The 24,269-nt window shown below is 65.7% G+C and carries 20 protein-coding genes; 10 read left to right on the top strand and 10 right to left on the bottom strand.

Features of this window, described 5'->3' with window-relative positions; genetic code table 11:
• The first annotated feature begins 62 nt into the window (after nucleotides 1-62).
• Complete coding sequence (locus ACM0PK_RS03820; RefSeq protein ID WP_164093147.1) at nucleotides 63-875, top strand: FkbM family methyltransferase; 813 nt, start codon at nucleotides 63-65, stop codon at nucleotides 873-875.
• Entirely contained in the window at nucleotides 872-1,987 is a 1,116-nt protein-coding gene (locus ACM0PK_RS03815) for a glycosyltransferase (RefSeq protein ID WP_111202054.1), read from the top strand. The genes ACM0PK_RS03820 and ACM0PK_RS03815 overlap by 4 nt, the downstream gene beginning before the upstream one ends.
• On the opposite strand, the gene ACM0PK_RS03810 is transcribed toward ACM0PK_RS03815, so the two are convergent.
• The 3 genes from ACM0PK_RS03810 to ACM0PK_RS03800 are packed head-to-tail and all read right to left on the bottom strand — an operon-like array spanning nucleotide 1,950 to nucleotide 5,288.
• Nucleotides 1,950-3,146 (bottom strand): lipopolysaccharide biosynthesis protein, encoded by a 1,197-nt coding sequence (locus ACM0PK_RS03810; RefSeq protein ID WP_235643011.1) that lies wholly within the window; start codon nucleotides 3,144-3,146, stop codon nucleotides 1,950-1,952. The two genes, ACM0PK_RS03815 and ACM0PK_RS03810, sit on opposite strands and share 38 nt — an antisense overlap.
• A 43-nt stretch (nucleotides 3,147-3,189) precedes the next feature.
• Nucleotides 3,190-4,404 carry a glycosyltransferase family 4 protein gene (locus tag ACM0PK_RS03805; protein WP_219634362.1) on the bottom strand — a complete coding sequence of 405 codons (1,215 nt, stop codon included), beginning with the start codon at nucleotides 4,402-4,404 and terminating at the stop codon, nucleotides 3,190-3,192.
• Nucleotides 4,405-4,415: 11 nt separating this feature from the next.
• A complete protein-coding gene (locus ACM0PK_RS03800) occupies nucleotides 4,416-5,288 on the bottom strand; it encodes a glycosyltransferase family 2 protein (RefSeq protein WP_111202053.1) in 873 nt (290 codons plus the stop codon).
• A gap of 362 nt (nucleotides 5,289-5,650) precedes the next feature.
• Here ACM0PK_RS03800 and pilB point away from each other — a divergent pair, with 362 nt between their 5' ends.
• Entirely contained in the window at nucleotides 5,651-7,381 is a 1,731-nt protein-coding gene (gene pilB, locus ACM0PK_RS03795) for a type IV-A pilus assembly ATPase PilB (RefSeq protein ID WP_111202052.1), read from the top strand.
• Between the two features lie 134 nt (nucleotides 7,382-7,515).
• On the opposite strand, the gene ACM0PK_RS03790 is transcribed toward pilB, so the two are convergent.
• The gene (locus ACM0PK_RS03790) at nucleotides 7,516-8,889 is read right to left on the bottom strand and encodes a sigma-54-dependent transcriptional regulator (protein ID WP_065178929.1); all 1,374 of its coding nucleotides are present in this window, start codon (nucleotides 8,887-8,889) and stop codon (nucleotides 7,516-7,518) included.
• A 60-nt stretch (nucleotides 8,890-8,949) separates the two neighbouring features.
• A complete protein-coding gene (locus tag ACM0PK_RS03785) occupies nucleotides 8,950-10,563 on the bottom strand; it encodes a sensor histidine kinase (protein ID WP_111202051.1) in 1,614 nt (537 codons plus the stop codon).
• Nucleotides 10,564-10,971: 408 nt separating this feature from the next.
• Between ACM0PK_RS03785 and sucC the strand changes: the two genes are divergently transcribed.
• The 3 genes from sucC to ACM0PK_RS03770 all read left to right on the top strand — a co-directional run bounded on the left by sucC (nucleotide 10,972) and on the right by ACM0PK_RS03770 (nucleotide 14,856).
• Nucleotides 10,972-12,141 (top strand): ADP-forming succinate--CoA ligase subunit beta, encoded by a 1,170-nt coding sequence (gene sucC, locus ACM0PK_RS03780; protein ID WP_005418614.1) that lies wholly within the window; start codon nucleotides 10,972-10,974, stop codon nucleotides 12,139-12,141.
• A 24-nt stretch (nucleotides 12,142-12,165) separates the two neighbouring features.
• On the top strand, nucleotides 12,166-13,041 hold the full coding sequence (sucD, locus tag ACM0PK_RS03775; protein WP_005418610.1) for a succinate--CoA ligase subunit alpha: 876 nt from the start codon (nucleotides 12,166-12,168) through the stop codon (nucleotides 13,039-13,041).
• Between the two features lie 180 nt (nucleotides 13,042-13,221).
• A complete protein-coding gene (locus tag ACM0PK_RS03770; protein ID WP_065178926.1) occupies nucleotides 13,222-14,856 on the top strand; it encodes an NAD+ synthase in 1,635 nt (544 codons plus the stop codon).
• Nucleotides 14,857-14,970: 114 nt separating this feature from the next.
• On the opposite strand, the gene ACM0PK_RS03765 is transcribed toward ACM0PK_RS03770, so the two are convergent.
• Together ACM0PK_RS03765 and ACM0PK_RS03760 are read right to left on the bottom strand one after the other, a co-directional pair.
• Nucleotides 14,971-16,173, bottom strand: coding sequence for a lipase family protein (locus ACM0PK_RS03765; RefSeq protein ID WP_111202050.1), 1,203 nt, complete (start codon nucleotides 16,171-16,173; stop codon nucleotides 14,971-14,973).
• Nucleotides 16,174-16,372: 199 nt separating this feature from the next.
• Complete coding sequence (locus ACM0PK_RS03760; RefSeq protein ID WP_111202049.1) at nucleotides 16,373-17,260, bottom strand: outer membrane protein assembly factor BamD; 888 nt, start codon at nucleotides 17,258-17,260, stop codon at nucleotides 16,373-16,375.
• A gap of 113 nt (nucleotides 17,261-17,373) precedes the next feature.
• Here ACM0PK_RS03760 and rluD point away from each other — a divergent pair, with 113 nt between their 5' ends.
• The 4 genes from rluD to ACM0PK_RS03740 are packed head-to-tail and all read left to right on the top strand — an operon-like array spanning nucleotide 17,374 to nucleotide 20,072.
• Nucleotides 17,374-18,363 carry a 23S rRNA pseudouridine(1911/1915/1917) synthase RluD gene (rluD, locus tag ACM0PK_RS03755; protein ID WP_080376926.1) on the top strand — a complete coding sequence of 330 codons (990 nt, stop codon included), beginning with the start codon at nucleotides 17,374-17,376 and terminating at the stop codon, nucleotides 18,361-18,363.
• On the top strand, nucleotides 18,363-19,133 hold the full coding sequence (pgeF, locus tag ACM0PK_RS03750; RefSeq protein WP_072167648.1) for a peptidoglycan editing factor PgeF: 771 nt from the start codon (nucleotides 18,363-18,365) through the stop codon (nucleotides 19,131-19,133). The genes rluD and pgeF overlap by 1 nt, the downstream gene beginning before the upstream one ends.
• Before the next feature lie 20 nt (nucleotides 19,134-19,153).
• Nucleotides 19,154-19,660, top strand: coding sequence for a DUF4166 domain-containing protein (locus ACM0PK_RS03745; RefSeq protein WP_111202048.1), 507 nt, complete (start codon nucleotides 19,154-19,156; stop codon nucleotides 19,658-19,660).
• Complete coding sequence (locus ACM0PK_RS03740) at nucleotides 19,635-20,072, top strand: thiol-disulfide oxidoreductase DCC family protein (protein WP_072167650.1); 438 nt, start codon at nucleotides 19,635-19,637, stop codon at nucleotides 20,070-20,072. Before ACM0PK_RS03745 ends, ACM0PK_RS03740 begins: the two co-directional genes overlap by 26 nt.
• A gap of 70 nt (nucleotides 20,073-20,142) precedes the next feature.
• Here the strand turns inward: ACM0PK_RS03740 and otsA are convergent, their stop codons facing one another.
• Genes otsA through otsB form a run of 3 tightly spaced genes read right to left on the bottom strand, consistent with a single transcriptional unit; the run spans nucleotide 20,143 to nucleotide 24,082 of the window.
• Nucleotides 20,143-21,507 (bottom strand): alpha,alpha-trehalose-phosphate synthase (UDP-forming), encoded by a 1,365-nt coding sequence (otsA, locus tag ACM0PK_RS03735; protein WP_065178921.1) that lies wholly within the window; start codon nucleotides 21,505-21,507, stop codon nucleotides 20,143-20,145.
• Nucleotides 21,504-23,282 (bottom strand): glycoside hydrolase family 15 protein, encoded by a 1,779-nt coding sequence (locus tag ACM0PK_RS03730; RefSeq protein ID WP_414608107.1) that lies wholly within the window; start codon nucleotides 23,280-23,282, stop codon nucleotides 21,504-21,506. Before ACM0PK_RS03730 ends, otsA begins: the two co-directional genes overlap by 4 nt.
• Nucleotides 23,283-23,323: 41 nt before the next feature.
• Nucleotides 23,324-24,082, bottom strand: a complete 759-nt coding sequence (gene otsB / locus ACM0PK_RS03725; RefSeq protein ID WP_061480563.1) for a trehalose-phosphatase — start codon at nucleotides 24,080-24,082, stop codon at nucleotides 23,324-23,326.
• Nucleotides 24,083-24,269 lie beyond the last annotated feature (187 nt).

Raw genomic sequence — 24,269 nt, 5'->3', positions numbered from 1 at the left:
CAGCGCTAAGACAGGTGGGTAATCATCTGCGCCTTGGGGAGCAGCCGGGCTGGGTGCAGAGCATGCTGCGCCGCCTGTTCCGTCACGCCCAGGGGCGGCAGACCATATGCGACTTCGATGGCCGGTTCATGATGACCCTCGATCTGGCCGAACATATGCAGCGTCGCATGTTTTGGATGGGCTACTACAACCTTCGCCTCGTCTCCCTCCTCGACCATCTACTCGAGCAGGGCATGACCGTGGTCGATGTGGGAGCCAATATCGGGGAGATTAGCCTGGTCTGCGCGAATCGAGTGGGCAGTGGGGGCCATGTCGTCGCACTGGAGCCGATAGCCGGGATTGCTGACGAATTGCGATTGAATATAAGGCGCAATGGGCTACAGGGGGTAGTGCATGTCCATCAGCAGGGCTTGGCGGGAAAAATTGGCCGGCAGGCGATCTATGCGTCCTGCGGGCAGCATGATGTGAATGAAGTTCATCAGGGACTGGGAAGCCTGCATGGAACCGAGGGCGTCGACAATCGCATTGGAGTGGTCGACATCACAACGTTGGACGAACTCGCACGGCGTATTGGCCTGTCGCGGTTGGATTTTTTGAAAGTCGACATTGAAGGCGGTGAGTTGCCCTGCCTGGAAGGTGGCATCGAAACGCTACGACGCTTCCTGCCGGTAATTGCAGTGGAAGTACAGGAGCGCTCCAGCCTGGCGGCTGGGTACCATAGTCGGCAGATTCTGGAGCTGTTATCACCATTGGGCTACCGCTTCTATCGCCTGGAGACGAGGCGGCGGCTGGTTCGAATCGATGTTCAGGATCTGCGGGACTATCAGGATGTGATCTGCTTCGCAGGGCCGGTTCGAGCCTTGGAGGTTGCATGATCTGGCTACTGGCTAGTCGCTGGGAAGCCGGGGGACTGGAGCGTGTGCAGTTGAACCTCGCCCGTGGCTTCAAGGAGAGAACGTGCTCGGTGAGCATCATTGCTGGGCGTGATCTGAATGGGCCGGGTGATAACGGTGAAGTAACCTTCATCGCTCCGCGCGGGGCCTGGCAGATGCTCCTTGGATTGCCTTGGCGCATCCGGCGAGAGCGACCACACGTCGTGGTCACCACCTCCAACGACATTGCGGTATGGATCACCTTCTGGCGCCGCATTCTTTATCCCTCGACGGCAGTCGTTGTGGCTCAGCATCTTTCACTGTCAGGGCCAAGACGGCGGGCTCGTGGGTTCGTCAGAGCCAAACTGGAGTTGATTCGCTGGGCGATGCGGGTCACGCTGACGCGATCCCAAGGGCTGGTTGCTGTTTCTGCCGCGTTGGCGGCAGATATGGCGTCTGAGCTGAACCTTCCTTATTCCAGCATACGAGTGATCCACAATCCGTTGGTTCGTATGGATGAGATGCAGGAAAATCTCATATCGCAGGCGTGGCCCTTCCCGGATGATGATGTGCCAGTTTTTATCTATGCAGGGCGCCTTTCATCGGAGAAACGCCTCGATCTTCTTTGGGAGGCATTCCAGCTAGTGCGAGCCACGCATCTGGCTCGTTTGCTCATATTGGGGCAAGGGCCAGAAGGTGTGCGCGTGGCCCAGTGGATTGAGGGGAGCAGCATTCAGGGTGACTGCGCGCTGCCGGGGCGGGTGGAGGATGCGCTTCCCTGGATGGCCCGAAGCACAGCGCTGGTGCTGCCATCAGACTACGAAGGGTTTGGCAATGTCCTGGTCGAGGCCATGAGCTGCGGAGTGCAGGTGATTGCTACCGATTGCCCGCACGGCCCTTCGGAAGTCCTGGGAGGCGGCCAGTTTGGTCAATTGGTGCCAGTGGGGGACGCCCGTGCATTGGCTCATGCCATGCGGAATGTGCTGGATGGAAAGCTGCGGGTGGCGGTTGAAACTCTCCGCGAACGGAGCAAAGCGTTCTCCATCGACGTAGCCTGTGCGGCGTATCTGGAGATATTCAACTCGGCAAGTGAGCGACTTCAGGGCCAGAACTGAAAATTACCGTCAACCATGCGGCCGCCGCCATCAGTGTTTCGGCGAGGATGATCATCCAGACCGCTCCCAACAGGCCGTGTGCAGGAATCCAGGCTGCAGCGATCAAAGCCATTATTATCAGCCCGAGAGTCTCGATGACGAACCGGTACATTTTCATGCCGCGTCCAATCAGGATATGACAGGCGATCTGGCGCAGGCTGTAACCAATAATGAACAGGCCCATCCATCGTAGGCCCGGAATTGCGGCAGCGAACTCCATGCCGAGCAGCGAAGGCAAGACGCCGGCGGCACACCACAGCACGAGGCTCCCCAACATTCCATACCCTGTCGCGGCCAGGATCATCGCAACTATCAGGTGCCGATACTGGGGGGATACTCGTTGCGCCCGGAACAGGCGCGGCATCGCGGACATGACCATTGCATCCAGTGGCATGGCAATCACCGCCGCGATGCGATAGCACGCAGCGTACAAACCGGCTATCTCGCTTCCACCTGCGTGCAGGACGAACGATTTGTCCACGGTGGTAACGGCGACGGCGGAACTCCATGCGGCGGCGTGTCCCGTGCCATGCGCCAGATCACTGCTTCCGATCTGCATTTTCGCTGGGCCGGGGCGCAATATTCTCCGTACCAGTACTAGGGCCAGCGCCGCGCTGCATGCCGAAGAGGTCAGATGCAGCATCAGATAGACCGTCAGATCGTGGTCGACCGGTAGAAGACCGAAGATGCAGATCGCCGCAAGCCTCATGGCTGCGTTCAATGCGGGAAGGCCAGCCGCCCAGCCCAGGCGATCATTGGCTGAGAAGGCAAATGCGGCATTGGTGACGATAGGGAATGCAATGATTTCCGAAATCGCGACAAGGCTGAGTGCGGGCCACGGCATTAGGCCTGCGGCCAATAGCGAGAATGTCAGGGAAAGCGGGGCTGCGCTCACGGCGCAGAGTAGAAGGCTCTGCTTCCAGTAGCGGGGAAACTGCGTGTGGTCGGCAATGCTGTACTGATACATCAGCATGCCGCCGCCGAGCCCAACCAAACCGGCGAGAGCGGAGGCAGTGCCAACCGTGCCGGAGAACAGGCCGTAGTTGGTTGCCCCCAAAACGCGAGCGCCGAGGATGATCCATGCAGCCAAGCACGCCATCCGCATGCCCTGCCAGAACATCACCAGGATCGAGGTCCTAGCAAGGTTGCCAAGGCGCGGTAGCCTAGCGGACATTCTGGGGCTCCATGATGGCGCGTAGTTGCTTCGCATAGTCTGCGGCGACTTGCGAATGGTCGAAGCGAGCTACCAGCTCAGGTCGTTGTGCGTGCGCCCACGCTTGCGCCTGTTCCGGTGCACTCAGCAGTTCGATGAGTACGCTTGCAAGCGAAGCTGAGGATCGTTGCGTGGCCAGATAGCGAGGCGGGCCTGCTGGAAATGCATCACGTACTGCCGGCACGTCCGTGGTCACGACCGGGCAGCCGCAACCGAGAGCTTCCACAGTAACCAATCCAAGCCCTTCCTGATCTCCGTTGCGGGCCTCGACGAAGGGAGCGACGAGCGTAGTCGCACGTTGGTAGTAGGCGGGAAGCGCGTTCTGTGTCACCGGACCGACGAAACGGACGTGCTTTTGCAGACCTAATGCTGCCACCTGAGCTTCCCGTTCTGGTAGTTCCGGCCCGTGTCCGATGATGGTGAGGAAAACCTGGGAATGACGAGCCAGAACGAGTGGCAAAGCATCAATCAGGTACGTCAATCCCTTCTTCTCGACCAGTCGTCCGACGAACAGCAGTTCGTTACGTGCCCGCTTCACTGGGGAGGGGACAAAGCGGTGTTGAAGGTCCACGCCCATTGGCGAAACCGCCAAGGGAAGGTTCGCCGCTAATGCGCGAAAGGGTGCCACCATCGCCTGACTGACGACGCTGGCCGCTTGTGCGCGAGCTAGGGAGAATCGTTTCACGGCCGAGAGAAGCCGTCCCTTCAGAGAGAAGAGATCTCCGCCATGAGATGTAATCAGCATCGGGGGGCGGAGGCGTCTTGGCAGCAGCGCGCTTGTGAGTCCCTGCGGAATGATCCAGTGTGCATGCAGCACTTCGTGACGATTTCGCCGCAGCTCGCGTTGCAATGCCCACCACTGACACAGCAGGAACGTGGGCAACAGTGCAAGCATCCAAGGGCGGCGGCGCAAGTTGGAGGTGATGCCACCACCATTGACAAGTTGCTCCATGCCTTCCGGCGCGTAGCGATAGCGAATGACCTGTACACCGTCCAGTTTCTCTTGGGTGGCGGCGCCAGGAGCGTGAGGACATAGCACAGTGACCCGGAAATCACCGGTCAGATGCCGGCTGAGGGCGTGCACGAACCCAGGCTCGGTGTCTCCTTCCCACCGCGGATAGGTGGACGCCACGACCAGCAGCCCCGGAAGAGAGGCGGTCTGCATGCCTCCCTCAGTCACTCGGTTGAGTCCTTCCGCGATGCAAGGTAGGTAAGGCCGGTGATCTGCTCCGATACCAAACCGATAAGGAAGATGATCACCGATGCGCTGAACAGCAGTGTGCTCATATTGGTGAAGCGATGCATGGTCGCGAATGTATACCCGTAGTAACCCAAGCCCAGAAGGAAGAAGGCCAGCGCCACGGGTGCGAACAGCTTCAGGGGAGAGTACAAGGTGGCAATCTTGAAGATGATCAGCAGGAAGCGGATTCCATCCTTGATCGGACGAATGTGGCTACCGTTCCCCACACGCTTCGCGACAGGAATGGGGACATAGGCAACAGGGTAGGCGCTTCGGAAGAATGCCATGGTGCTGGTCGTTGGGTAGCTAAATCCGTTAGGCAGCAAATGCAGGAACTCGCGGAAGCGTCGCGCGCGTACTGCACGGAAGCCCGAAGTCAGGTCCATTACTTTGAAGCCGGTCATATGGCTGGCCAGCCAGTTGTAGAATCGATTGGCAAGGCCGCGGTGAACATTGGCTTGGCCGCTGCTGTCGCGAGCGCCGACGACCATGTCGTAGCCTTCGGACAGCTTATCCAGCAATGCCCGGATGTGGGCTGGATCATGCTGCCCGTCGGCGTCCATGAATACCAGAATGTCTCCGCTGGCTGCACGCGCGCCACGTTTGATCGAGGCACCGTTGCCCATCGAATAGGGGCTGGAAAGCACCCGAACACCTTGTTCCCGCGCAATTGTTGCGGTGGCGTCGGTGGAGCCGTCATCGACTACGATGATCTCTGCAAGTGGGTGCTGCAAACGAAGTTCCGGCAGCGTGCGAAGAAGGCCTTCGGCTTCATTCTTGGCCGGCAGGATGATGCTGAGCTGATTCAAAGTGTGTCCCCATTTTCCCCGGTGCAATGGTACTCCGCTGCGGTGCCTGAATGGGGCGGGGAAGGAGCGGAAGGAAAGGCATGGGTCAGATCTCCTCCAACCTGAAGTAGTCTGAGGAGTCGCTGCAGATGAAGGCGATGTGGAACATGTGACCAGAAGGGATGTTGGCGGACCGTTGACGGGGCTATCATCCCGGGGGGAGTCAGGATCGTGCCTGCCGGGCTGGGAGTGCCGGGCGAGGCAGTCATGCTGAAGGATTGGCGTCGTCGTCGGCCAGCGGGTCGCGGCAGGTTCTGCTGCCCTGTGCGGTGCCCCTGGAAGGCGCGCCGCACTGTCTGACCCATGATGAGCCAAGGATCCATATGAACGCCGTAACCACCGCCAATCTCGTCGGCATCACCGGCCTGGCCCGTCGCCTGGTCCAGGATGGTGCGCTGGACGAGGCTTCTGCCCGTGACGCCATGGCCAGGGCCGCTGCGGCCCGCCAGCCGCTGCCGACCTGGTTCGCGCAGAACAAGGTGGTTGGGGCAGCCCAGTTGGCGGCGGCCAATGCGGTCGAGTTCGGCATGCCGCTGTTCGACGTGTCCACGTTCGACGCCAGCCAGAACGCGATGAGCCTGGTCAGCGAGGAGCTGCTGCGCAAGCACAACGTGCTGCCGCTGTTCAAGCGCGGCGGCAAGCTGTTCGTGGGCACCAGCAACCCGACCCATTCGTTGGACGAGATCAAGTTCCACACCAATCTGGTGGTGGAGCCGATCCTGGTGGATGAGGACCAGATCCGTCGCACGCTCGAGCAGTGGCATGCCAGCCATGACACGCTGGGCGACGCGCTGGGCGGTGACGACGATGGCATTGGTAACCTGGATGTGTCCGGCGGTGACGAGGACATTTCCGGGGGCGGCGACGCCGGCATCGATGCCAAGGGCGATGACACCCCGGTGGTGAAGTTCGTCAACAAGGTGCTGGTGGACGCGATCCGCAAGGGCGCCTCGGACATCCACTTCGAGCCCTATGAAGACGACTATCGCGTGCGCCTGCGCATCGATGGCCTGCTGAAGATGGTCGCGCGCGCGCCGGTGAAGTTGAACCAACGCATCGCCGCGCGCCTGAAGGTGATGGCGCAGCTGGACATCGCCGAGAAGCGCGTGCCGCAGGACGGACGCATCAAGCTCAACCTGTCCAAGACCAAGCAGATCGACTTCCGCGTGAGTACGCTGCCGACCCTGTTCGGCGAGAAGGTGGTGCTGCGTATCCTGGACGGCAGCGCGGCCAAGCTGGGCATCGACAAGCTGGGGTACGAGCCGGACCAGCAGAAGCTGTTCCTGGACGCCATCCACAAGCCCTACGGCATGGTGCTGGTGACCGGCCCGACCGGTTCGGGCAAGACGGTGTCGCTGTATACCGCGCTGGGCATCCTCAACGACGAGACGCGCAACATCTCCACCGCCGAAGACCCGGTGGAAATCCGCCTGCCCGGCGTCAACCAGGTGCAGCAGAACAACAAGCGCGGCATGACCTTCGCGGCGGCACTGCGCTCGTTCCTGCGACAGGATCCGGACATCATCATGGTCGGCGAAATCCGCGACCTGGAAACGGCCGAGATCGCGATCAAGGCGGCGCAGACCGGCCACATGGTGCTGTCCACGCTGCACACCAACGATGCGCCGCAGACGATCGCGCGCCTGATGAACATGGGCATCGCGCCATACAACATCACCAGCTCGGTGACGCTGGTGATCGCCCAGCGCCTGGCGCGCCGGCTGTGCAACAACTGCAAGCGCCCGGCCAATCTGCCCGAGCATGCGCTGCTGGCCGAAGGCTTCACCCAGGCACAGCTGGACGCGGGTATCGAGCTGTACGAGGCGGTCGGCTGTGACGAGTGCACCGAGGGCTACAAGGGCCGTACCGGTATCTACCAGGTGATGCCGATGACCGACGAGATCGCCACGATCGTGTTGGCTGGCGGCAATGCGTTGCAGATTGCCGAGGCCGCACAGCAGATCGGGGTGAACGATCTGCGCCAGTCGGCGTTGAAGAAGGCCGCTGCGGGCATCACCAGCCTGGCCGAGATCAACCGCGTTACCAAGGATTGAGGTAGCCCGGAGAGCAGCCGAGCATGGGCTCGGCTCTACAGTAGATCCACGCCATGCGTGGATGCCGTGATGCATGAGGTTGCCGGCCAGCGGCCGGCACTACCAGGTTGGCGGGCCCGCGTCGGGCCCTGTCCTTACTCCATGCCCAACTTCTTCAGCTTGTAGCGCAGCGCACGGAAGGTGATGCCCAGCTGCGCGGCGGTGCGGGTCTTGTTCCAGCGGTTTTCTTCCAGCGCGCGCTGGATGGCGCTGCGCTCGAGCTGTTCGATGTACGAGGGCAGGGCGGCGTTGCCGGGCTGCAGGTCGGCAACGGCTTCGGCATGTGCTGCGCTGCCGGGCGTGCGCGGGGCATGTTGCGGCAGGCGCAGGTCGTCGGCGCCGATGCGGTCTTCTTCGGCCAGTGCCAGTGCACGCTCCAGGATGTTCTCCAGTTCACGCACGTTGCCGGGGAAGGCGTACTGGGCCAGTGCGTCCAGTGCCGACGGCGCCAGCAACGGCGTCGGGCGGCCATGGCTGCGGGCCAGCCGTGCCAGCACCGACGCGGCCAGTTCCGGCAGGTCCTGGCGACGCTCGCGCAGCGGCGGCACCCTCAGTTCGATCACGTTGATGCGGTAGTAGAGGTCGTGGCGGAAACGGCCGTCCTCGACCAGTTCGGCCAGGTCCTTGTGGGTGGCCGAGAGGATGCGCACGTCCACCGGCTCTTCGTTGGCCGCACCGACCGCGCGCACCGATTTTTCCTGGATCGCGCGCAGCAGCTTCACCTGCATCTGCAGGGGCAGCTCGGCCACTTCGTCCAGGAACAGGGTGCCGCCGTGCGCGGCCTGGAACAGCCCGGGCTTGTCGGCGTGGGCGCCGCTGAAGCTGCCCTTGCGGTGGCCGAAGAATTCACTCTCCATCAGCTCGCCGGGAATCGCACCGCAGTTGACCGGCACGAACGGGCCGGCCGCGCGGGCACCCTGGGCATGGATGGTGCGTGCGACCAGTTCCTTGCCCACGCCGGATTCACCGAGGATGTAGACCGGCGCCTGGCTGCGCGCGACCTTGCCGATGGTGGTACGCAGCACGTCCATGGCCGGCGAATCGCCGAGCAGGCGCGCCCCTTGTTCGGCGGCGGGGCCGGGCACGGGGCGCTCGGTGTTGTTGAGTTCCAGCGCGTGCTTGACCAGGCCACGCAGCACGGCGATGTCCACCGGCTTGCTGACGAAGTCGAAGGCGCCGGCCTTCAGCGCTTCCACCGCCAAGTCCATGCTGCCAAAGGCAGTGATCATCGCCACCGGCGTGCGCGGGTAGTGCTGGGCGATCTCGCTGACCAGCTCGATGCCGTTGCCGTCGGGCAGGCGCATGTCGGTGATGCACAGGTCGTACGGATTACTGGCCAGCAGTTCGCGCGCTTCGGCAAGGTTGGCTGCGGTACTGATGCGCAGCCCCATGCGGCCGAGCGTCAGTACCAGCAGTTCGCGGATGTCGCGTTCGTCGTCGACGACGAGGGCGCTGCGGGTTTCGTTCATGGGCGTGAAAGATAAACGAGGGGGCTGGAAGCGACAAATGTTTGACGCACAGAATCGAGATCAGGTGGGCAACAGCGTATGCGGGCCGGGCAACACTAGGCGGAAGCAGGAGCCGCCGGCGGGTACCGGGATGTAGTCGAGCCGTGCCTGGTTGGCCCGGCACAGCTCTCGGGCGATGTACAGACCCAGCCCGGTGCCGTGCTCGGACGTGGTGAAGAACGGCCGGAACAACTGCGCGGCCACGCTCTCGGGAATGCCGGGGCCACGATCCATCACGTCGATGACCGCACTGCGCTCGTGCTGCGCCACGCGCAGGCGCACCCGCGCCGGTTGCTGGCCGATGCGGCCATACTTGAGCGCGTTGTGCACCAGCACGGTCAGCACCTGGTAGAGGTGCTTGCTGTCGACCTGGGCCAGCACCGAGGTGTCGTTGATGATCGGCTCGATGCTGTCGGTTTCCAGCGTCTGCCCCTGCTTGTACTCCAGCACGAAGCGGCGCACGAAGGCGGCCAGGTCGACGTTTTCGGGCGTGGCGCGCTCGCGCCGGGCCAGGCCCAGCACGCTTTCGACGATGCCGTTGGTGCGCTGGCACTGCTGGCGGATGATCTGCAGCAGGCGGCGGTCGCTTTCGTTGAAGCCGGTGCCTTCCTCCAGCAGCTGCACCGCGTAGTTGATCGCGGCCAGCGGGTTGCGGATCTCGTGGGCGAGGCTGGCCGAGAAGCGCCCCATTGCTGACAGGGTGAGCGATTCGGCACGGCGCGAGACCACGCTGGAGTCGTCCAGGAACACCAGGGCCAGCTCGCTGCCGGCCAGCAGGCGCGCAAAGCGGGGCTGCACTTCGGGCTGGTCGGGGTTGAGCTGCAGCGGCAGTTCGTCCTGGGCCCAGCCGTTGCGCCAGCGCTGCAGGCGACGGGCCAGTTCCGGGGCGGCGCTGGCCAGGTTCAGGCGGCCGCTTTCGCCGCTGCCGTCGCTGTCACCGAGCAGCATCGAGGCGGCCTCGTTGGCCAGGGTGACGCGGTTGTCGGCGTCGACCACCAGCACGCCGGTACGCATGCGGCGGATGATCAGCTCGTTGATCTGGAACAGGTTGGCAACTTCATCGCCGCGCTGGTTGGCCAGCTGCTGGTTGCGGCGCGCGCGGCTGCCAACCTGGTAACTGATGAAGGCCAGCGCCAGGTAGCTGGTGGCGAACATCGCCAGTTCGGCCAGGGTACGGGTGGGGTCGCCGCCTTCCAGCAGCTTCCAGGTGTATTCCACGCCGGTGGCGAGGCTGGCGGCCAGTGCCAGGCCCAGCCCCAGGCTGAGCGGCAGCAGGGTGGCGGCGGCGGCGATGTTGAACAGCAGCGACATCGAGATGCCGGCGCTGGCACCCGGCAGGGCATGCGACAACAGGGTGGCGGCGACGATGTCCACCAGCACGCCGCTGACCACGATCGGGCGCAGCCAGCGTTCGTTGCGGCCGATCACCAGCGCCAGCAGCGACAGCACCAGGTAGATGGCTGCGACGGTGTCGGCCAGCCGCGGGTGGTGCGCTTCGCCGACCATGGCCGACAGCGGGCTGTAGAGCAGGGCGGCGATGACCGAGGCGATCAGCACCCGGTACAGCGCGAAGAAATACAGCTCACGCCGCGGAATCGATTCGATGCGGTCGATCAATGAAGCACTGGGTGACACGCCGGAACTCCCCTTCTGGCTGCCTGGGTCTGGAATCTGCGGCGGGCCTGCCCGGCGTCCCCTGAAGCCGGGCGGTACGTCGCTTCGATGTGGCCTGCGGTGGAAGCCGTCGAGCACCCCCGACGCTGCACACCCTGGTTGACCAGTATAGGGCCCCCGGCAGGGCGCCGCCGGCGCGGCCCGGATCGCGCATTTGGCCTGGGATGGATACCGCTGGCCAGCCGGCCCCCCGGGCGCAACTGCCTGAATGACGGCGGAAATCTGGCCGGGTCTGGCGTTTTGTACAGACTTCTTTGCGCCCCGGCGCCGGCTCGGCCACAATAGTGGGCCCGCCGCGGTCCGTGCCGGTGCCTCTTTGAGGGGGCCCTGAGGAATTGCGTGCGGTCGTTCCTATTCCCACGGTGACGCATGAATTTCCACGAATACCAGGCAAAACAACTGCTTGCCGAATACGGCATCCCGGTCCCGGCCGGCAAGGTCGCGGCGACCCCGGACGAGGCGGTTGAAGTCGCCCAGTCGCTGGGCCAGGGCCCCTGGATGGTCAAGGCGCAGATCCACGCTGGCGGCCGCGGCAAGGCTGGCGGCGTCAAGTTCTGCAAGACCGTCGACGACGTGAAGGCCGCAGCGGCCAAGATGCTCGGCACCAAGATGGCCACCTACCAGACCGCCGGCGTCGAGCTGCCGATCAACCTGGTGCTGGTGACCACCGCCGGTGAGATCGTCAAGGAGCTGTACCTGTCGGTCCTGGTGGATCGCGGCACCCGCACCATCAGCTACATCGCCTCTTCCGAAGGCGGCATGGAAATCGAGCAGGTCGCTGCCGAGACCCCGGACAAGATCCACACCCTGAACGTGGACTTCGTCGAGGGCGTGCAGGGTTACCACGGCCGTGACATCGGCTTCAAGATGGGCCTGACCGCCAAGCAGGCCGGCCAGTTCGCCAACATCATGGTGAACCTGTACCGCATCTTCAACGAGAAGGACCTGGCGCTGGTTGAGATCAACCCGCTGGCGATCCTGGACGATGGCAACCTGTACGCGCTGGACGGCAAGTTCAACAGCGACGACAACGCCAACTTCCGCCACAAGGAACTGGTCGCGATGCGCGACAAGTCCCAGGAAGATGAAACCGAAGTGACCGCTTCGGAGCTGGACATCAACTACGTCACCATGGACGGCAACATCGGCTGCATGGTGAACGGTGCCGGCCTGGCCATGGCTACCATGGACGTCATCAAGCTCAACGGCGGCGAGCCGGCGAACTTCCTGGACGTGGGCGGCGGTGCGAACAAGCAGCGCGTCATCGAAGCGTTCAAGCTGATCCTGTCGTCGGACAAGGTTGAAGGCATCTTCGTCAACATCTTCGGCGGCATCGTCCGCTGCGACATGATTGCCGAAGGCATCATCGCCGCCGTGAAGGAAGTGGGCGTCAAGGTTCCGGTCGTGGTGCGCCTGGAAGGCACCAACGTGGAAGAGGGCAAGCAGCTGCTGCGTGACAGCGGCATGGCCATCATCCCGGCTGACAACATCAACGACGGCGCCAAGAAGGTCGTTGAAGCGGTCAAGAACGCCGCCTGATCCACGACACCGAAGGAAATTCCCATGTCTGTTTTGATTAACAAGAACACCAAGGTGATCGTGCAGGGCTTCACCGGCCAGCAGGGCACCTTCCACGCCACTCAGATGATCGAGTACGGCACCCAGGTTGTTGGCGGCGTGACCCCGGGCAAGGGGGGCACCACCCACATCGACCTGCCGGTCTTCAACACCGTTGCCGACGCCGTGCAGAGCACCGGCGCCAACGCTTCGGTCATCTACGTGCCGCCGCCGTTCGCGGCCGACGCGATCCTGGAAGCTGCGGCTGCCGGCATCAAGGTCATCGTCTGCATCACCGAAGGCATCCCGGTGCTGGACATGCTGCGCGTGAAGAACGTGCTGACCCGTTCCTACCCGGACACCGTGCTGATCGGGCCGAACTGCCCGGGCGTCATCACCCCGGGCGAGTGCAAGATCGGCATCATGCCGGGCCACATCCACAAGCCGGGCAAGATCGGCATCGTGTCGCGTTCGGGCACCCTGACCTATGAAGCGGTCAAGCAGACCACCGAAGTCGGCCTGGGCCAGTCCACCTGCATCGGCATCGGCGGTGACCCGATCAACGGCCTGAACTTCGTCGACTGCCTGAAGCTGTTCAACGAAGACCCGCAGACCGAAGGCATCATCATGGTCGGTGAAATCGGCGGTGACGCTGAAGAAGCCGGCGCCGAGTACATCAAGAACCACGTGAAGAAGCCGGTCGTCGGTTTCATCGCCGGTGCGTCGGCTCCGGCCGGCAAGCGCATGGGCCACGCGGGCGCGATCGCCTCGGGCGGCAAGGGCACCGCGGAAGGCAAGTTCGCCGCGATGGAGGCCGCTGGCGTGGTCACCGTCCGTTCGCCGGGCGACCTGGGCGCTGCCATCGCCAAGCTGGTGAAATAAGATCGGCTGCCTCGCGCAGACGATGCTGTAGAGCCGGCCGCTGGCCGGCTGCCTGAAACAGAAGGGCCGCCTTTGGGCGGCCTCTCTGCGTCTGGTGTGCGGTCAGACCCCTTTTGCCATGCAAAAGGGGTCTGACCCCGGCGTTACAATGGAAGCATTGCAACCACAGGCTGGATTCCCATGGCTTCGATCCGCATCGCGATGGCGCAGTTCGACTTCCCGGTCGGCGACGTCGCCGGCAACACCGAGCGCATCATCGAGATGATCGGCCAGGCGCGCGATGAGTACGGCGCCGAGCTGGTGATGTTCCCCGAGCTGGCGGTGAGCGGCTACCCGCCGGAGGACCTGCTGCTGCGCCCGGGTTTCCTGTACGAGTGCGAGCAGGCGTTGACCCGCATCGCCACCGCCTGCCGTGGCATCACCGCCGTGGTCGGCTGGCCACAGGCGGCTGGCGCGGTGGTCTACAACGCTGCCAGCGTACTGCGTGACGGCCTGGTCGAGCAGACCTACCGCAAGCGCGAACTGCCCAACTACGCGGTCTTCGACGAGCGCCGCTACTTCGACGTCGATCCGGATGGTGGCAGCTGCGTGTTCGAGGTCAATGGCATTCCGGTCGGCCTGCTGATCTGCGAGGACCTGTGGTTTGCCGAGCCGCTGGCCGACACCATGCGCGCGGGTGCGCAGCTGGTGGTGGTGCCGAATGCTTCGCCCTACGAGCGTGGCAAGCACGCCCAGCGCGACGCCGTGCTGGCCGCGCGTACCCGCGAGAGCGGGGCGGCCATCGCTTACCTCAACGTGGTGGGCGGCCAGGATGCGCTGGTGTTCGACGGTGCTTCGGTGGTGGCGGATGGTGATGGCACGGTGCACCCGGCCGCTGCTGCCTTCGTCGACCAGTGGCTGGTGGTGGAGTATGACGGTGAGACCCGCCGCTTCATGCCGCATGTGTGGATGGACGACGGCGACGAGAGCATGGACGCGCTGGCCTGGCGCGCGGTGACCCGTGGCATCCAGGACTACTGCCGCAAGAACGGTTTCAGGAAGGTGTGGCTGGGCCTGTCCGGTGGCATCGACTCGGCCCTGGTGCTGGCATTGGCCGTGGATGCGATGGGCGCGGAGAACGTGACCGCCGTGCGCCTGCCGTCGCGCTACACCGCCGGCCTGTCCAACGACCTGGCCGCCGAGCAGTGCCGGGCACTGGGGGTGAAGCTTGAGGCTGTGTCGATCGAACCGGCGTTCAAGGGCCTGATGGAATCGCTGGCGCCGATGTTCGAAGGCACCGCGCCGGACGTGACCGAAGAGAACCTGCAGTCGCGCAGCCGCGGCGTGATCCTGATGGCGCTGGCCAACAAGTTCGGCGGCCTGCTGCTGACCACCGGCAACAAGAGCGAGTACGCGGTCGGCTACGCCACCATCTACGGCGACATGTGCGGTGGCTACGCGCCGCTGAAGGACCTGTACAAGACCGAAGTGTTCGGCCTGTCCAAGTGGCGCAATACCGTGGGCGGCGCACCGGTGATCCCGCCGGCGGTGATCAGCCGCCCGCCGTCGGCCGAGCTGCGCGAGAACCAGCTGGACCAGGACTCGCTGCCGGCTTATGACGTGCTGGACGGCATCCTGTACCGCTACATCGACCAGGAGCAGTCGCGCGGCGAGATCGTGGCCGCCGGCTACGACGCAGCCGTGGTCGACCGCGTGCTGCGCCTGGTGCGCATCAGCGAGTGGAAGCGGCACCAGGCCGCGCCGGGGCCGAAGGTCTCGCGCCGCGCGTTCGGCCGCGAGCGGCGCTACCCGATCAGCAACGGCTACAAGGGCTGAGGCAGCGCTTGGCGGGTAGTGCCGGCCGCTGGCCGGCAACCCGTTGGCCCCTCTCCGGTGGGGGCGGATCTTGGTCCGCACGATGGTCGAAGATCATCCTCGCTTGGCGTGGATCTACCCGACTTCGTCGAGCAACTGTTCGAGGCCGGCGGTTTCCGCAGCGTCGTTGAAGGGATCGTCCCCCAGTCGCGCACGTACGAACCCCAGGCCATCGGCGGCGGCTGCGTCCAGCGTGCCCCGGTGGTCGACGGGGTAGCGCCGGAACGCGACCGGCTCGCCTCGCAGGGCCAGGCCAGCGGCGTACAGCAGGGTGGTCAGGTAGGGCACATCGCGGTCGTGGCTGCCATGGCCCAGCATCAGCGGTTGGCTGAAGCCGCGGCGCGGTACGCCGAGATAGTCGTACAGCACCGCCCAGATGCCCGGCACGCTGGCCAGCGGTGCAGTGAACATGCTGCCGGTGTCGGCGCCGTCCAGCGTGGTGGCCAGTTCGCCCAGGCACTGCTCGCGTGCCACGGCCACACGGGCGCGGCCGGCGTCGCTGAGGACGCGGTCGATCTGTGGCGCGACCTGCAGCAGGCCATCGAGCAGATACGCGTGATACGCGTTGAGCGCGCCAGGATTGGCTGTGCGGTTGTCCGGCTTCATCACCAGCGCGGTCAGTTCGACTGCGGTGGGCGTGCCGGTGGTGAAGCTGCCGCGGTACTGCAGCGACGGTCCACCATAGGTGGGGGCGATGTGGCCCGCCGTGAGCGCGGCGGCACCGCCCTGCGAATGGCCGACCGACACCCAGCGTGGCGACAGCGTCCCGTTGCCGAGGTACTGGCGGCTGGCCTTGATCATGTCGATGGCGTTGCGCGCGGCAGTGCGCACATGCAGATAGGCATGGTCGCCTGAGCTTCCGAGGCCCTGATAATCCGCGGCGACCACTGCATAGCCCTGTGCCAGGAACCGATCGAGGAAGCGCCCGTCGCGTTCGGGTTGGTAGGGGCCGGAGACCGAGGGCGCACAACGATCCGCAATGCCCTGGGTGCCATGCGCCCACGACACCACCGGCCAACCGCCGATGGGCGGCGTGCCGGCGGGCAGGTACAGCAGGCCGGTGCCTTCGGCCAGCTGCCCGCGGTGATCCGGGGTGCGGTAGTGCAGTTTGTAGGCCTGGGCGGCCTGGGACGGCACCCAGGTGGCGCGATAGGGGGCTGCGGACAGCAGATCGCCCGGTGCGCCCTGTGCGGCGGCCGGCGGCGCCGAGGCCAGCGCCAGCAGCGCGATGGCGAGGAGGCAGGACAGAGGGCGGATACTGCGGGGCAGTGAGGCCATGGGGCGCTCCGTGATGGCCGGTGTGGCCGTGACGCTGCAGTGTGGATGGCCGTGCCCGGGCGGGCCGCGACCGGCGTCGCATCCGCCGTGGATTCGTAGCATTCCTAGGTGCCGGCCCCGGCGCGGGGAGGCGGGCGAGGAAAGCAGTCGAGCATGGCTCGACTCTACAAAGAAGAAGGGCCCCTTTCGGGGCCCTCGCTTACTTCTTTTCCAGTCGCGCGTTGCGCTGGCCGGTGCTGGCGGACTTCTCGCCGGCGAACGGGTTCAGCTTGCGGATCATCCACGGGTACTTCGGCCACTTGCCTTCCAGCCACGGGTGATCCGGCTGGTTCAGCTGCAGGACGCGGCGGGCGTCGTCGGCCAGGGTCTTGTTGCCCAGGTGGGTGTAGGAATCGGCCAGCACGGCCACGGCGTCGTACTGGAAGGCGCTCTGCGGGTAGGTTTCCAGCAGGTAGTTGGCGCGGCCCACGGCTGACACCCAGGCGCCGCGGCGCATGTAGTACAGCGCGTTGTCCAGCTCGTGCTGGGCGAACACGTCACGCAGCTCCAGCATGCGCTGGCGCGCATCGGCGGCGTAGCGGCTGTTCGGGTAACGATCAACCACGATGTTGAAGTCCGAGTACGCCTGGTGCGGCGTGGACAGGTCGCGGCGGCTGGCATCCAGCGACCATACGCGGCGCAGGAAAACCGTACTGCGGTTGGAGTTGGCCAGGCCGCGCAGGTAGTACAGATAGGCAATGTTGCGGTGGGTCGGGTAGGTACGGATGAAGCGGTCGATGCTGGACACCGCGTCATCGTGCTTGCCGGCCTTGTACTGCGCGTAGGCGGTTTCGATCATCGCCTGCTCGGTGTACGGACCGTAGGGATACTGGGCCACCAGACGGCGGAAGCTGGCTTCGGCGCCGCTCCAGTTGCCGCCCTGCATCAGCTTGTGGCTTTTCTCGTACAGCTGTTCGACCGGCACGCCTTCATCGGGGCGATCACCCTTCTTGGCGCCGCGATGGCAGCCGGTTGCGGCGATGACCAGCACCAGCAGCAGGGCGGTGAGGCGGACGGGCGCGGAGAGCTTGGCGGAGCGTCGGATCATGGGGTCGAGGCGGGACGCGGCTGGAATACGAAGGGTCGATGATAGCCTAGTGTCCTGTCCAGCGACTGAAACCGGCCGCCGGGACCCCAAAATTTCAAAGAATGCCCCCTGCCATGTCTGAACAACCCTCTGAATCGGCCCGCCAGGCCATCGTCCCCGACACCGCTGCGGGCCGTCGTTTCGACGCGGTCGTGGCCGAACTGTTCCCCGAATACTCGCGCTCGCGGTTGACCGAGTGGATCAAGGCCGGTGAGGTCCTGCTGGACGGTGCCCAGGTGCGCCCGCGCGATCCGCTGCGTGGCGGCGAGGTGGTGACCCTCAACGCGGTGCTGGAAACCCAGACCGACGCCCAGCCGGAGGACATCCCGCTGGACGTGCTGTTCGAGGACGAGCACCTGCTGGTGATCAACAAGCCGGTGGGCCTGGTGGTCCATCCGGGTGCCGGCAACCACAGCGGCACCCTGGTCAACGCGCTGCTGTTCCGCGATCCGTCGGTGGCGGTGCTGCCGCGCGCCGGCATCGTGCACCGCCTGGACAAGGACACCAGCGGCGTGATGGTGGTGGCCAAGACCCTGGAAGCGCAGACCGCGCTGGTCGAGCAGCTGGCGGCACGTGACGTGCACCGTCAGTACCTGGCCATCGTGATGGGCGCACTGGTGGCCGGTGGTACTGCCGATGCCCCGATCGACCGCCACCCGCGCGACCGCCTGAAGATGGCGGTGCGTGAGGACGGCAAGGAAGCGGTGACCCACTACCGCCTGCGCGAGCGCTTCCGGGCACACACCGCGCTGGAGTGCCGCCTGGAAACCGGCCGTACCCACCAGATCCGCGTGCACATGGCGCACGTGCGCCATCCGATCATCGGCGACCCGCTGTATGGCGGCGCGCTGAAGCTGCCCAAGGGCGCCAGCGACGAGCTGGTGGCCGCGCTGCGCGGCTTCAAGCGCCAGGCCCTGCACGCCGAGACCCTGGAGTTCACGCACCCGATCACCGGTGAACCGGTGCGCAACACCGCGCCGGTGCCGGAGGACATGCTGCACCTGCTGAAGGTGCTGCGCGAAGACAGCGAAGCCTTCGCCGCCCGCGAGCGGGACCGCTGGTGATGGCGGCCGCGCTGCCGTTGCTGCAGGCCGACTGGCCGGCGCCCGCAGGCGTCCATGCGCTGACCACGCGCCGGCACGGCGCGGGCATCTCGCCGGCGCCGTTCGCGCAGTTCAACCTGGGCAACCGGCACGCGGCCGATGGTGATACCCCGGCCAACGTGGAGCACAACCGCCAGCTGCTGCAACAGGGGCTGGCGCTGCCGTCGGCGCCGCACTGGCTGCGCCAGGTGCACAGCAGCACCGTGCTGCGCTTCGATGCACCGCCGGTGCCCGGCGCGCGCGAGCCGGTGGCCGACGCGGCGGTAACCTCGGTGCCGGGCGTGGTGCTGGCGATCCTGACCGCCGACTGCCTGCCGGTGGTGTTCGCCGCCGCGGACGGCAGCGAGGTGGGCGCGGCCCATGCCGGCTGGCGGGGGCTGGCGGACGGCATGCTGGAGGCCACGGTGGCCGCCCTGCAGACGCCGCCGGCGCAGCTGCGGGCCTGGTTGGGCCCGGCCGCCGGGCCGTCCGACTATGAGATCGGCGAGGAGGTCTATCACGCCTTCGTCGGCCATGATCCCGCTGCTGAGCGGGCGTTCGTCGTGACCCGTCCCGGACACTGGAAGGTGGACCTGTTCGCGCTGGCGCGGCAGCGCCTGCAGTCTGTGGGGATGGACCCGGCACAGGTGTATGGGGGCACGGTGTCGACGATGGCCGACCCGGACCTGTATTCGCATCGGCGCGATCGTCGCACCGGGCGCATGGCGACCCTGGCCTGGATCGCGCCCTGACTCCGCCGCTGTTCGCGCGTGTGCTGGGGCCGGCCTTCGTCACCCTGGCAGGACCGGTGCAGGCGCTGCATGCCGCGCCGTTGCCCTGCCGCTACGTGGGGCGGGCGCGTATCGTGAGGGGGCGGCACTGGCTGGTGCCGCTGCTGGCTGCGTTGGCGCGGTTGCCACAGGACGGTGACGCGCTGCCCACCGAGGTGGTGTTCAACCGCTACCGGCAGGGCGAGCAGTGGGCGCGACGGTTCGGCCGCTGGCCAATGGTGTCGCGGCTGTGGGCGCACGACGGGCATCTGCGCGAGCAGCTGGGCGCGGTGCGCTTCGAGTTCGTGCTGCAGGCCCGCGACGGTGGTATCGACTGGTCGGTGCGCCGGGTCTGGGCGTTCGGGCTGCTGCCGCTGCCGACGCGTTGGTTCGGCGGTGTGCGCTGCCGTGAAGCCTGGCAGGGCGAGCGCTACACTTTCCTGGTCGATGTGACGCTGCCCTGGGCCGGAGCCCTGATCCGCTATGAAGGTTGGCTCGAACCGCGGTGACGCTGCCGCCGAGGCTGGCAGCGCGGTGATCGTGTTCGATGGCGTGTGCGCACTGTGCAACCGCTGGGTGCGGTTCCTGCTGCGTTTCGACCGCAGGGGGCGCTACCGCTTTGCAGCGATGCAGGGGCAGAAGGGCAGCGCGATGCTGCGCGCGCACGGGCTGGATCCGCAGGACCCGATGTCGTTCCTGCTGCTGGACGCACAGGGTGCCTGGACCGATACCGATGCGATCCTGCGCGTACTTGCGGGGCTGGGCGGCGCCTGGCGCCTGGCCGGCGTGCTGCGGCTCGTGCCGCGCGGCTGGCGTGATGCGGCGTATCGCGCGCTGGCACGCAACCGTTACCGCTGGTTCGGTCGGCATGACACCTGCCATCTACCCGCACCGGAACAGGCCGCGCGGTTCCTGGATTGACGAAAAAGGGGACGGAGGGGATTAAGTCGTTTGTGCACAAACGACTTAATCCCCTCCGTCCCCTTTTTCTTCAGCCTTCGAGTGCGTCGAGGTAGCTGCGGCGCCAGTGGTTGATGTCGTAGGTGCGCAGATGTTCCATCATCGCGTGCCAGCGTTCCTTGCGCCTGCTCAGCGACATCGTCGCCGCGGTGGCGATCGCATCGGCCACGCCGTCGAGGTCGTGCGGGTTCACCAGCAGTGCCTGCTTCAGTTCGTCGGCGGCGCCGGCCAACAGTGACAGCACCAGCACGCCGGGATCCTCCGGGTCCTGCGAGGCCACGTATTCCTTGGCCACCAGGTTCATGCCATCGCGCAGCGGCGTGACCAGCCCGACCGCCGCCGCTCGGTAGAAGCCGGTGAGCGTGGCATGGGTGAAGTTCTGGTTGACGTAGCGCAGCGGCGTCCAGTCCGGCTCGGCGTGGCCACCGTTGATGTGGCCGGCGATCTGTTCCAGTTGGCTGCGCAGCTGCCGGTACTCGGTGACATCGCCGCGCGAGACCGGCGCGATCTGCAGGTAGGTGAGCGAGCCGCGCTGGTCGGGGTGGCGCTGCAGGTAGCGCTCGAAGCCGAGGAAGCGTTCGGGCAGGCCCTTGGAGTAATCGAGGCGATCCACGCCGATCGCCAGCTGGCGGTCCCGCAGGCTGCTGCGCAGGTTCTTCACTGCGGCCTTGGTCGCGGCGGTGCCGGCCTGGCGCGCGATCAGGTCGGTGTCGATGCCGATCGGGAAGGCCGCCGCGCGGAATCGGCGCCCACCGGGTGCTTCCAGCTCACCGTTGTCGAGCACGCGGCCACCACCGAACAGGCGCAGGTAGGTCTGGAAGCGATCGGCATCGCGCTGGGTCTGGAAGCCGACCAGGTCGTAGGCGTACAGCGCGGAGAACAACCGCAGATGATCGGGCATGGCCTGCAGCAGGTCAGCCGACGGCATCGGGATGTGCAGGAAGAAGCCGATGCGGCAGCCGATGCCGCGCTCGCGCAGCAGTGCGCCGAGCGGGATCAGGTGGTAGTCGTGGATCCAGACGATGTCGTCCTCGCGCAGCAATGGCGCGAGCTTGTCGGCGAACAGCGCATTGACCTTGTGGTAGGTCTCGCGGGTGCCGCGGTCGTAGTCGACCAGGTCCAGCCGGAAGTGCAGCAGTGGCCACAGCGTGCGGTTGGCGAAACCATTGTAGTAGCCATCGACTTCGCGCTTGCTCAGGTCCATGGTGACGTAGTCGATGTCACCGTCCTTCTGCCGGTGCAGCGTGCCGCTGCCTTCCTTCACGGTCTTGCCGCTCCAGCCGAACCACAGCCCGCCGCGCTCCTTCAGGGCGGCCAGCAGGCCGACCGCCAGGCCGCCTGCGCGGTTCTCGCCGGGCACGGCCACACGATTTGATACCACGACCAGACGACTCACGATGCCTCCTGCCAGGACCGTGACAGGCGCATCGCGGCGGTGATCAGGCCGACATGCGAATAGGTCTGCGGGAAGTTGCCCCAGGCCTCGCCGGTGTCGAAGGCCAGATCCTCCGACAGCAGGCCCAGGTGATTGCGCTGCCTCAGCAGCAGTTCGAACATCTCGCGCGCCTCGTCCAGGCGCCCGATCGCCGCCAGTGCATCGATGTACCAGAACGTGCAGATGGTGAAGCTGGTTTCCGGTTCACCGAAGTCATCCGGAGCGACATAGCGGTACAGCGAATTGCCATGCTTGAGGTCACGGCCGATGGCTTCGACGGTGGCGATGAAGCGGGCGTCCATCGCGTCGATGAAGCCGATGTCGGCCAGCAGCAGCAGCGAGGCGTCCAGGCGATGGCCACCGAAGGTATCGGTGAAGTGGCCCAGCTCTTCGCTCCAGGATTCGGCCATGATGCGCGCGTGGATGGTGTCGGCACGTGTGCGCCAGTAGTGGGCGCGGTCGTCGCGCTTCAGCCGCACGGCGATCTTGCACAGGCGGTCGCAGGCGGCCCAGCACATCGCGCTGGTGTAGGTGTGTACCTCGGTGCGGCCGCGGAACTCCCACAGGCCGGCATCGGGTACGTCGTGCAGGGCGAAGGCCTGCTCGCCGAGGGGTTCGAGGCGGGCGAAGGTGTGCGCACCCGGGTCCTGCAGGCGCCGGTCGAAGAACAGCTGCGTGGACGCCAGCACGACGCTGCCGTAGACATCGTGCTGGCGCTGCACCCAGGCCAGATTGCCGCGTCGTACCGGGCCCATGCCGCGGTAGCCGGACAGGCTGGGGACCTCATCCTCGTCCAGCTTGGCTTCGAAGCCGATGCCGTACAGCGGTTGCAGCGTACCGTCGGTGGTGGCCAGGTTGAAGATGTAGCCGAGGAACTGTTCCATCGTGCGCGTGGCGCCGAGGCGGTTCAATGCACGCACCACGAACGCGGCATCACGCAGCCAGCAGTAGCGGTAATCCCAGTTGCGCACGCTGCCGGGGGCTTCAGGAATGGAGGTGGTCATCGCCGCGATGATCGCGCCGCTGTCCTCGTACTGGCACAGCTTCAGCGTGATCGCACTGCGGATCACCGCGTCCTGCCATTCCAGGGGAATGGACAGGTAGCGCACCCATTCGCGCCAGTAATCGCGGGTACGCTGGAAGGCCTCCTGCACATAGCCGCTGATCGAACGGTTGAGCGATTCATCCACGCCCAGGATCAGGTGGATGGGATGGTTGAGCACGAACGGCAGGCCGTCGCGCACGAAGCGCACCGGCACGTCGGTGGTCAGCCGCAGCACGTGTTCGGGCAGCACCCAGCGCACATGGTTGCTGCCCCAGGTGGATTCCGGAACGCGCGCGCCCCAGTCCGCCAGCGGGCGTGCGCGTATGGTGATGCGCGGGCTGCCAGCCAGCGGACGCACCTGGCGGATCAGGCTGACCGGGCGGTAGAAACGGTCGTTCTGGCGCCAGCGTGGGGCGAAGTCGAGGATTTCCAGTTCGCCGCCGTGCGCGTCGCGCAGCACGGTGCGCAGGATCGCCGTGTTGGTCAGGTATTCCTGCTCGCTGCTGGCGAAGTCTTCCAGCTCGATGGCGAAGTCGCCACCGGTCTGCTGGTTGGGGCCGAGCAGCGCACAGAAGGTAGGGTCGCCGTCGAAGGTGGGCAGGCAGCTCCAGACAACGCGGGCACGTTTGTCGACCAGGGCGCCGAAGCTGCCGTTGCCGACCACGCCCAGATCAAGATCGGGTTGGGTCATCACGCGGTACATCTCGGTTGCGGCCGTGGGGGTTGGCCGGGTCAATAGGCATTCTCACGCAGCCAGGCGTGCACGCTGCGTATGTCGGGCAGCGCGAACACCGCCGCGCTGGGTTCACGTTCACCCACCAGCACGCTCCAGCCATGCTGGCCGTTGGCGGCATCGAAGCCGAACTCATCGGTCAGGTCATCGCCGAGGAACACTGGCAGGCGACCGCGGAAGGGCAGGTACTGCATCATCCGAAGCACCGCACGGCCCTTGTCGGTGCCGACGGGCACGAACTCGACCACATGGTCGCCGGGCTGCAGGCGGTAGCTGGCACGGCCCCGCACGTGGCGGTCGGCGAAGGCGCGGACGTCCCTGGCTGCATGCGGCGCGCCGCGCCAGTGCAGGGCCAGGCCGACACCCTTGTCTTCCACCAGCACGCCGGGATGGCCGTGGGCGAAGCGCATCGCCTGCTGGTGCAGTGCGTGCAGCCATTCGGCGGTGTCGTCGTCGTGTTCGTCGCGCAGTACGCGACCATCCTGCCCACGCAGTTCATGGCCATGCAGGCCCGCAGCAGGCAGTTGCAGCGGAGCGAACAGTTGATCCAGCTGTTCGAGCGGGCGGCCACTGACCAGTGCCACGGCACCTTCCAGGCGGTCGCTGATGCGGCCGATGGCTTCGCGCACATCCGGCAGCAGCTGCACGGCATCCGGGCGTGCAGCGAATTCGATCAGGGTGCCGTCGACATCGAGGAACAACGCGCAGGCGTCATCCAGCAATGGCGGCGGCGGACGCAGGGGGAGCGGTTCAGCCATGAAGCCCAGCTTGCCAGCGTGGGCGTGTACGTGGGGTCGAGGGCAGGCTACGGATCGGGGTAGTGCCGGCGAACGGTCGGCACCCACCCAGAGCGATCACCTCCGGTGGGTGCCGACCGTTGGTCGGCACGAAGGGGAGGCTTGCATGGAACCCGGGCAGGGGGGGGGCCCCCCCCCCCCCCCCCCC

Source organism: Stenotrophomonas sp. FR010, assembly GCF_047520755.2.
GTDB classification, from domain to species: Bacteria; Pseudomonadota; Gammaproteobacteria; order Xanthomonadales; family Xanthomonadaceae; genus Stenotrophomonas; species Stenotrophomonas sepilia.
This window is presented reverse-complemented; position numbering and strand designations above follow the sequence as displayed.

Bases quoted from the DNA above. Each gene is read 5' to 3' on its own strand.
- ACM0PK_RS03820 (WP_164093147.1), top strand. From the start codon at position 63: ATGCTGCGCCGCCTGTTCCGTCACGCCCAGGGGCGGCAGACCATATGC.
- ACM0PK_RS03815 (WP_111202054.1), top strand. From the start codon at position 872: ATGATCTGGCTACTGGCTAGTCGCTGGGAAGCCGGGGGACTGGAGCGT.
- ACM0PK_RS03810 (WP_235643011.1), bottom strand. From the start codon at position 3,146: ATGTTCTGGCAGGGCATGCGGATGGCGTGCTTGGCTGCATGGATCATC.
- ACM0PK_RS03805 (WP_219634362.1), bottom strand. From the start codon at position 4,404: ATGCAGACCGCCTCTCTTCCGGGGCTGCTGGTCGTGGCGTCCACCTAT.
- pilB (WP_111202052.1), top strand. From the start codon at position 5,651: ATGAACGCCGTAACCACCGCCAATCTCGTCGGCATCACCGGCCTGGCC.
- ACM0PK_RS03790 (WP_065178929.1), bottom strand. From the start codon at position 8,889: ATGAACGAAACCCGCAGCGCCCTCGTCGTCGACGACGAACGCGACATC.
- sucC (WP_005418614.1), top strand. From the start codon at position 10,972: ATGAATTTCCACGAATACCAGGCAAAACAACTGCTTGCCGAATACGGC.
- sucD (WP_005418610.1), top strand. From the start codon at position 12,166: ATGTCTGTTTTGATTAACAAGAACACCAAGGTGATCGTGCAGGGCTTC.
- ACM0PK_RS03770 (WP_065178926.1), top strand. From the start codon at position 13,222: ATGGCTTCGATCCGCATCGCGATGGCGCAGTTCGACTTCCCGGTCGGC.
- ACM0PK_RS03765 (WP_111202050.1), bottom strand. From the start codon at position 16,173: ATGGCCTCACTGCCCCGCAGTATCCGCCCTCTGTCCTGCCTCCTCGCC.
- ACM0PK_RS03760 (WP_111202049.1), bottom strand. From the start codon at position 17,260: ATGATCCGACGCTCCGCCAAGCTCTCCGCGCCCGTCCGCCTCACCGCC.
- rluD (WP_080376926.1), top strand. From the start codon at position 17,374: ATGTCTGAACAACCCTCTGAATCGGCCCGCCAGGCCATCGTCCCCGAC.
- pgeF (WP_072167648.1), top strand. From the start codon at position 18,363: ATGGCGGCCGCGCTGCCGTTGCTGCAGGCCGACTGGCCGGCGCCCGCA.
- ACM0PK_RS03740 (WP_072167650.1), top strand. From the start codon at position 19,635: ATGAAGGTTGGCTCGAACCGCGGTGACGCTGCCGCCGAGGCTGGCAGC.
- ACM0PK_RS03730 (WP_414608107.1), bottom strand. From the start codon at position 23,282: ATGACCCAACCCGATCTTGATCTGGGCGTGGTCGGCAACGGCAGCTTC.
- otsB (WP_061480563.1), bottom strand. From the start codon at position 24,082: ATGGCTGAACCGCTCCCCCTGCGTCCGCCGCCGCCATTGCTGGATGAC.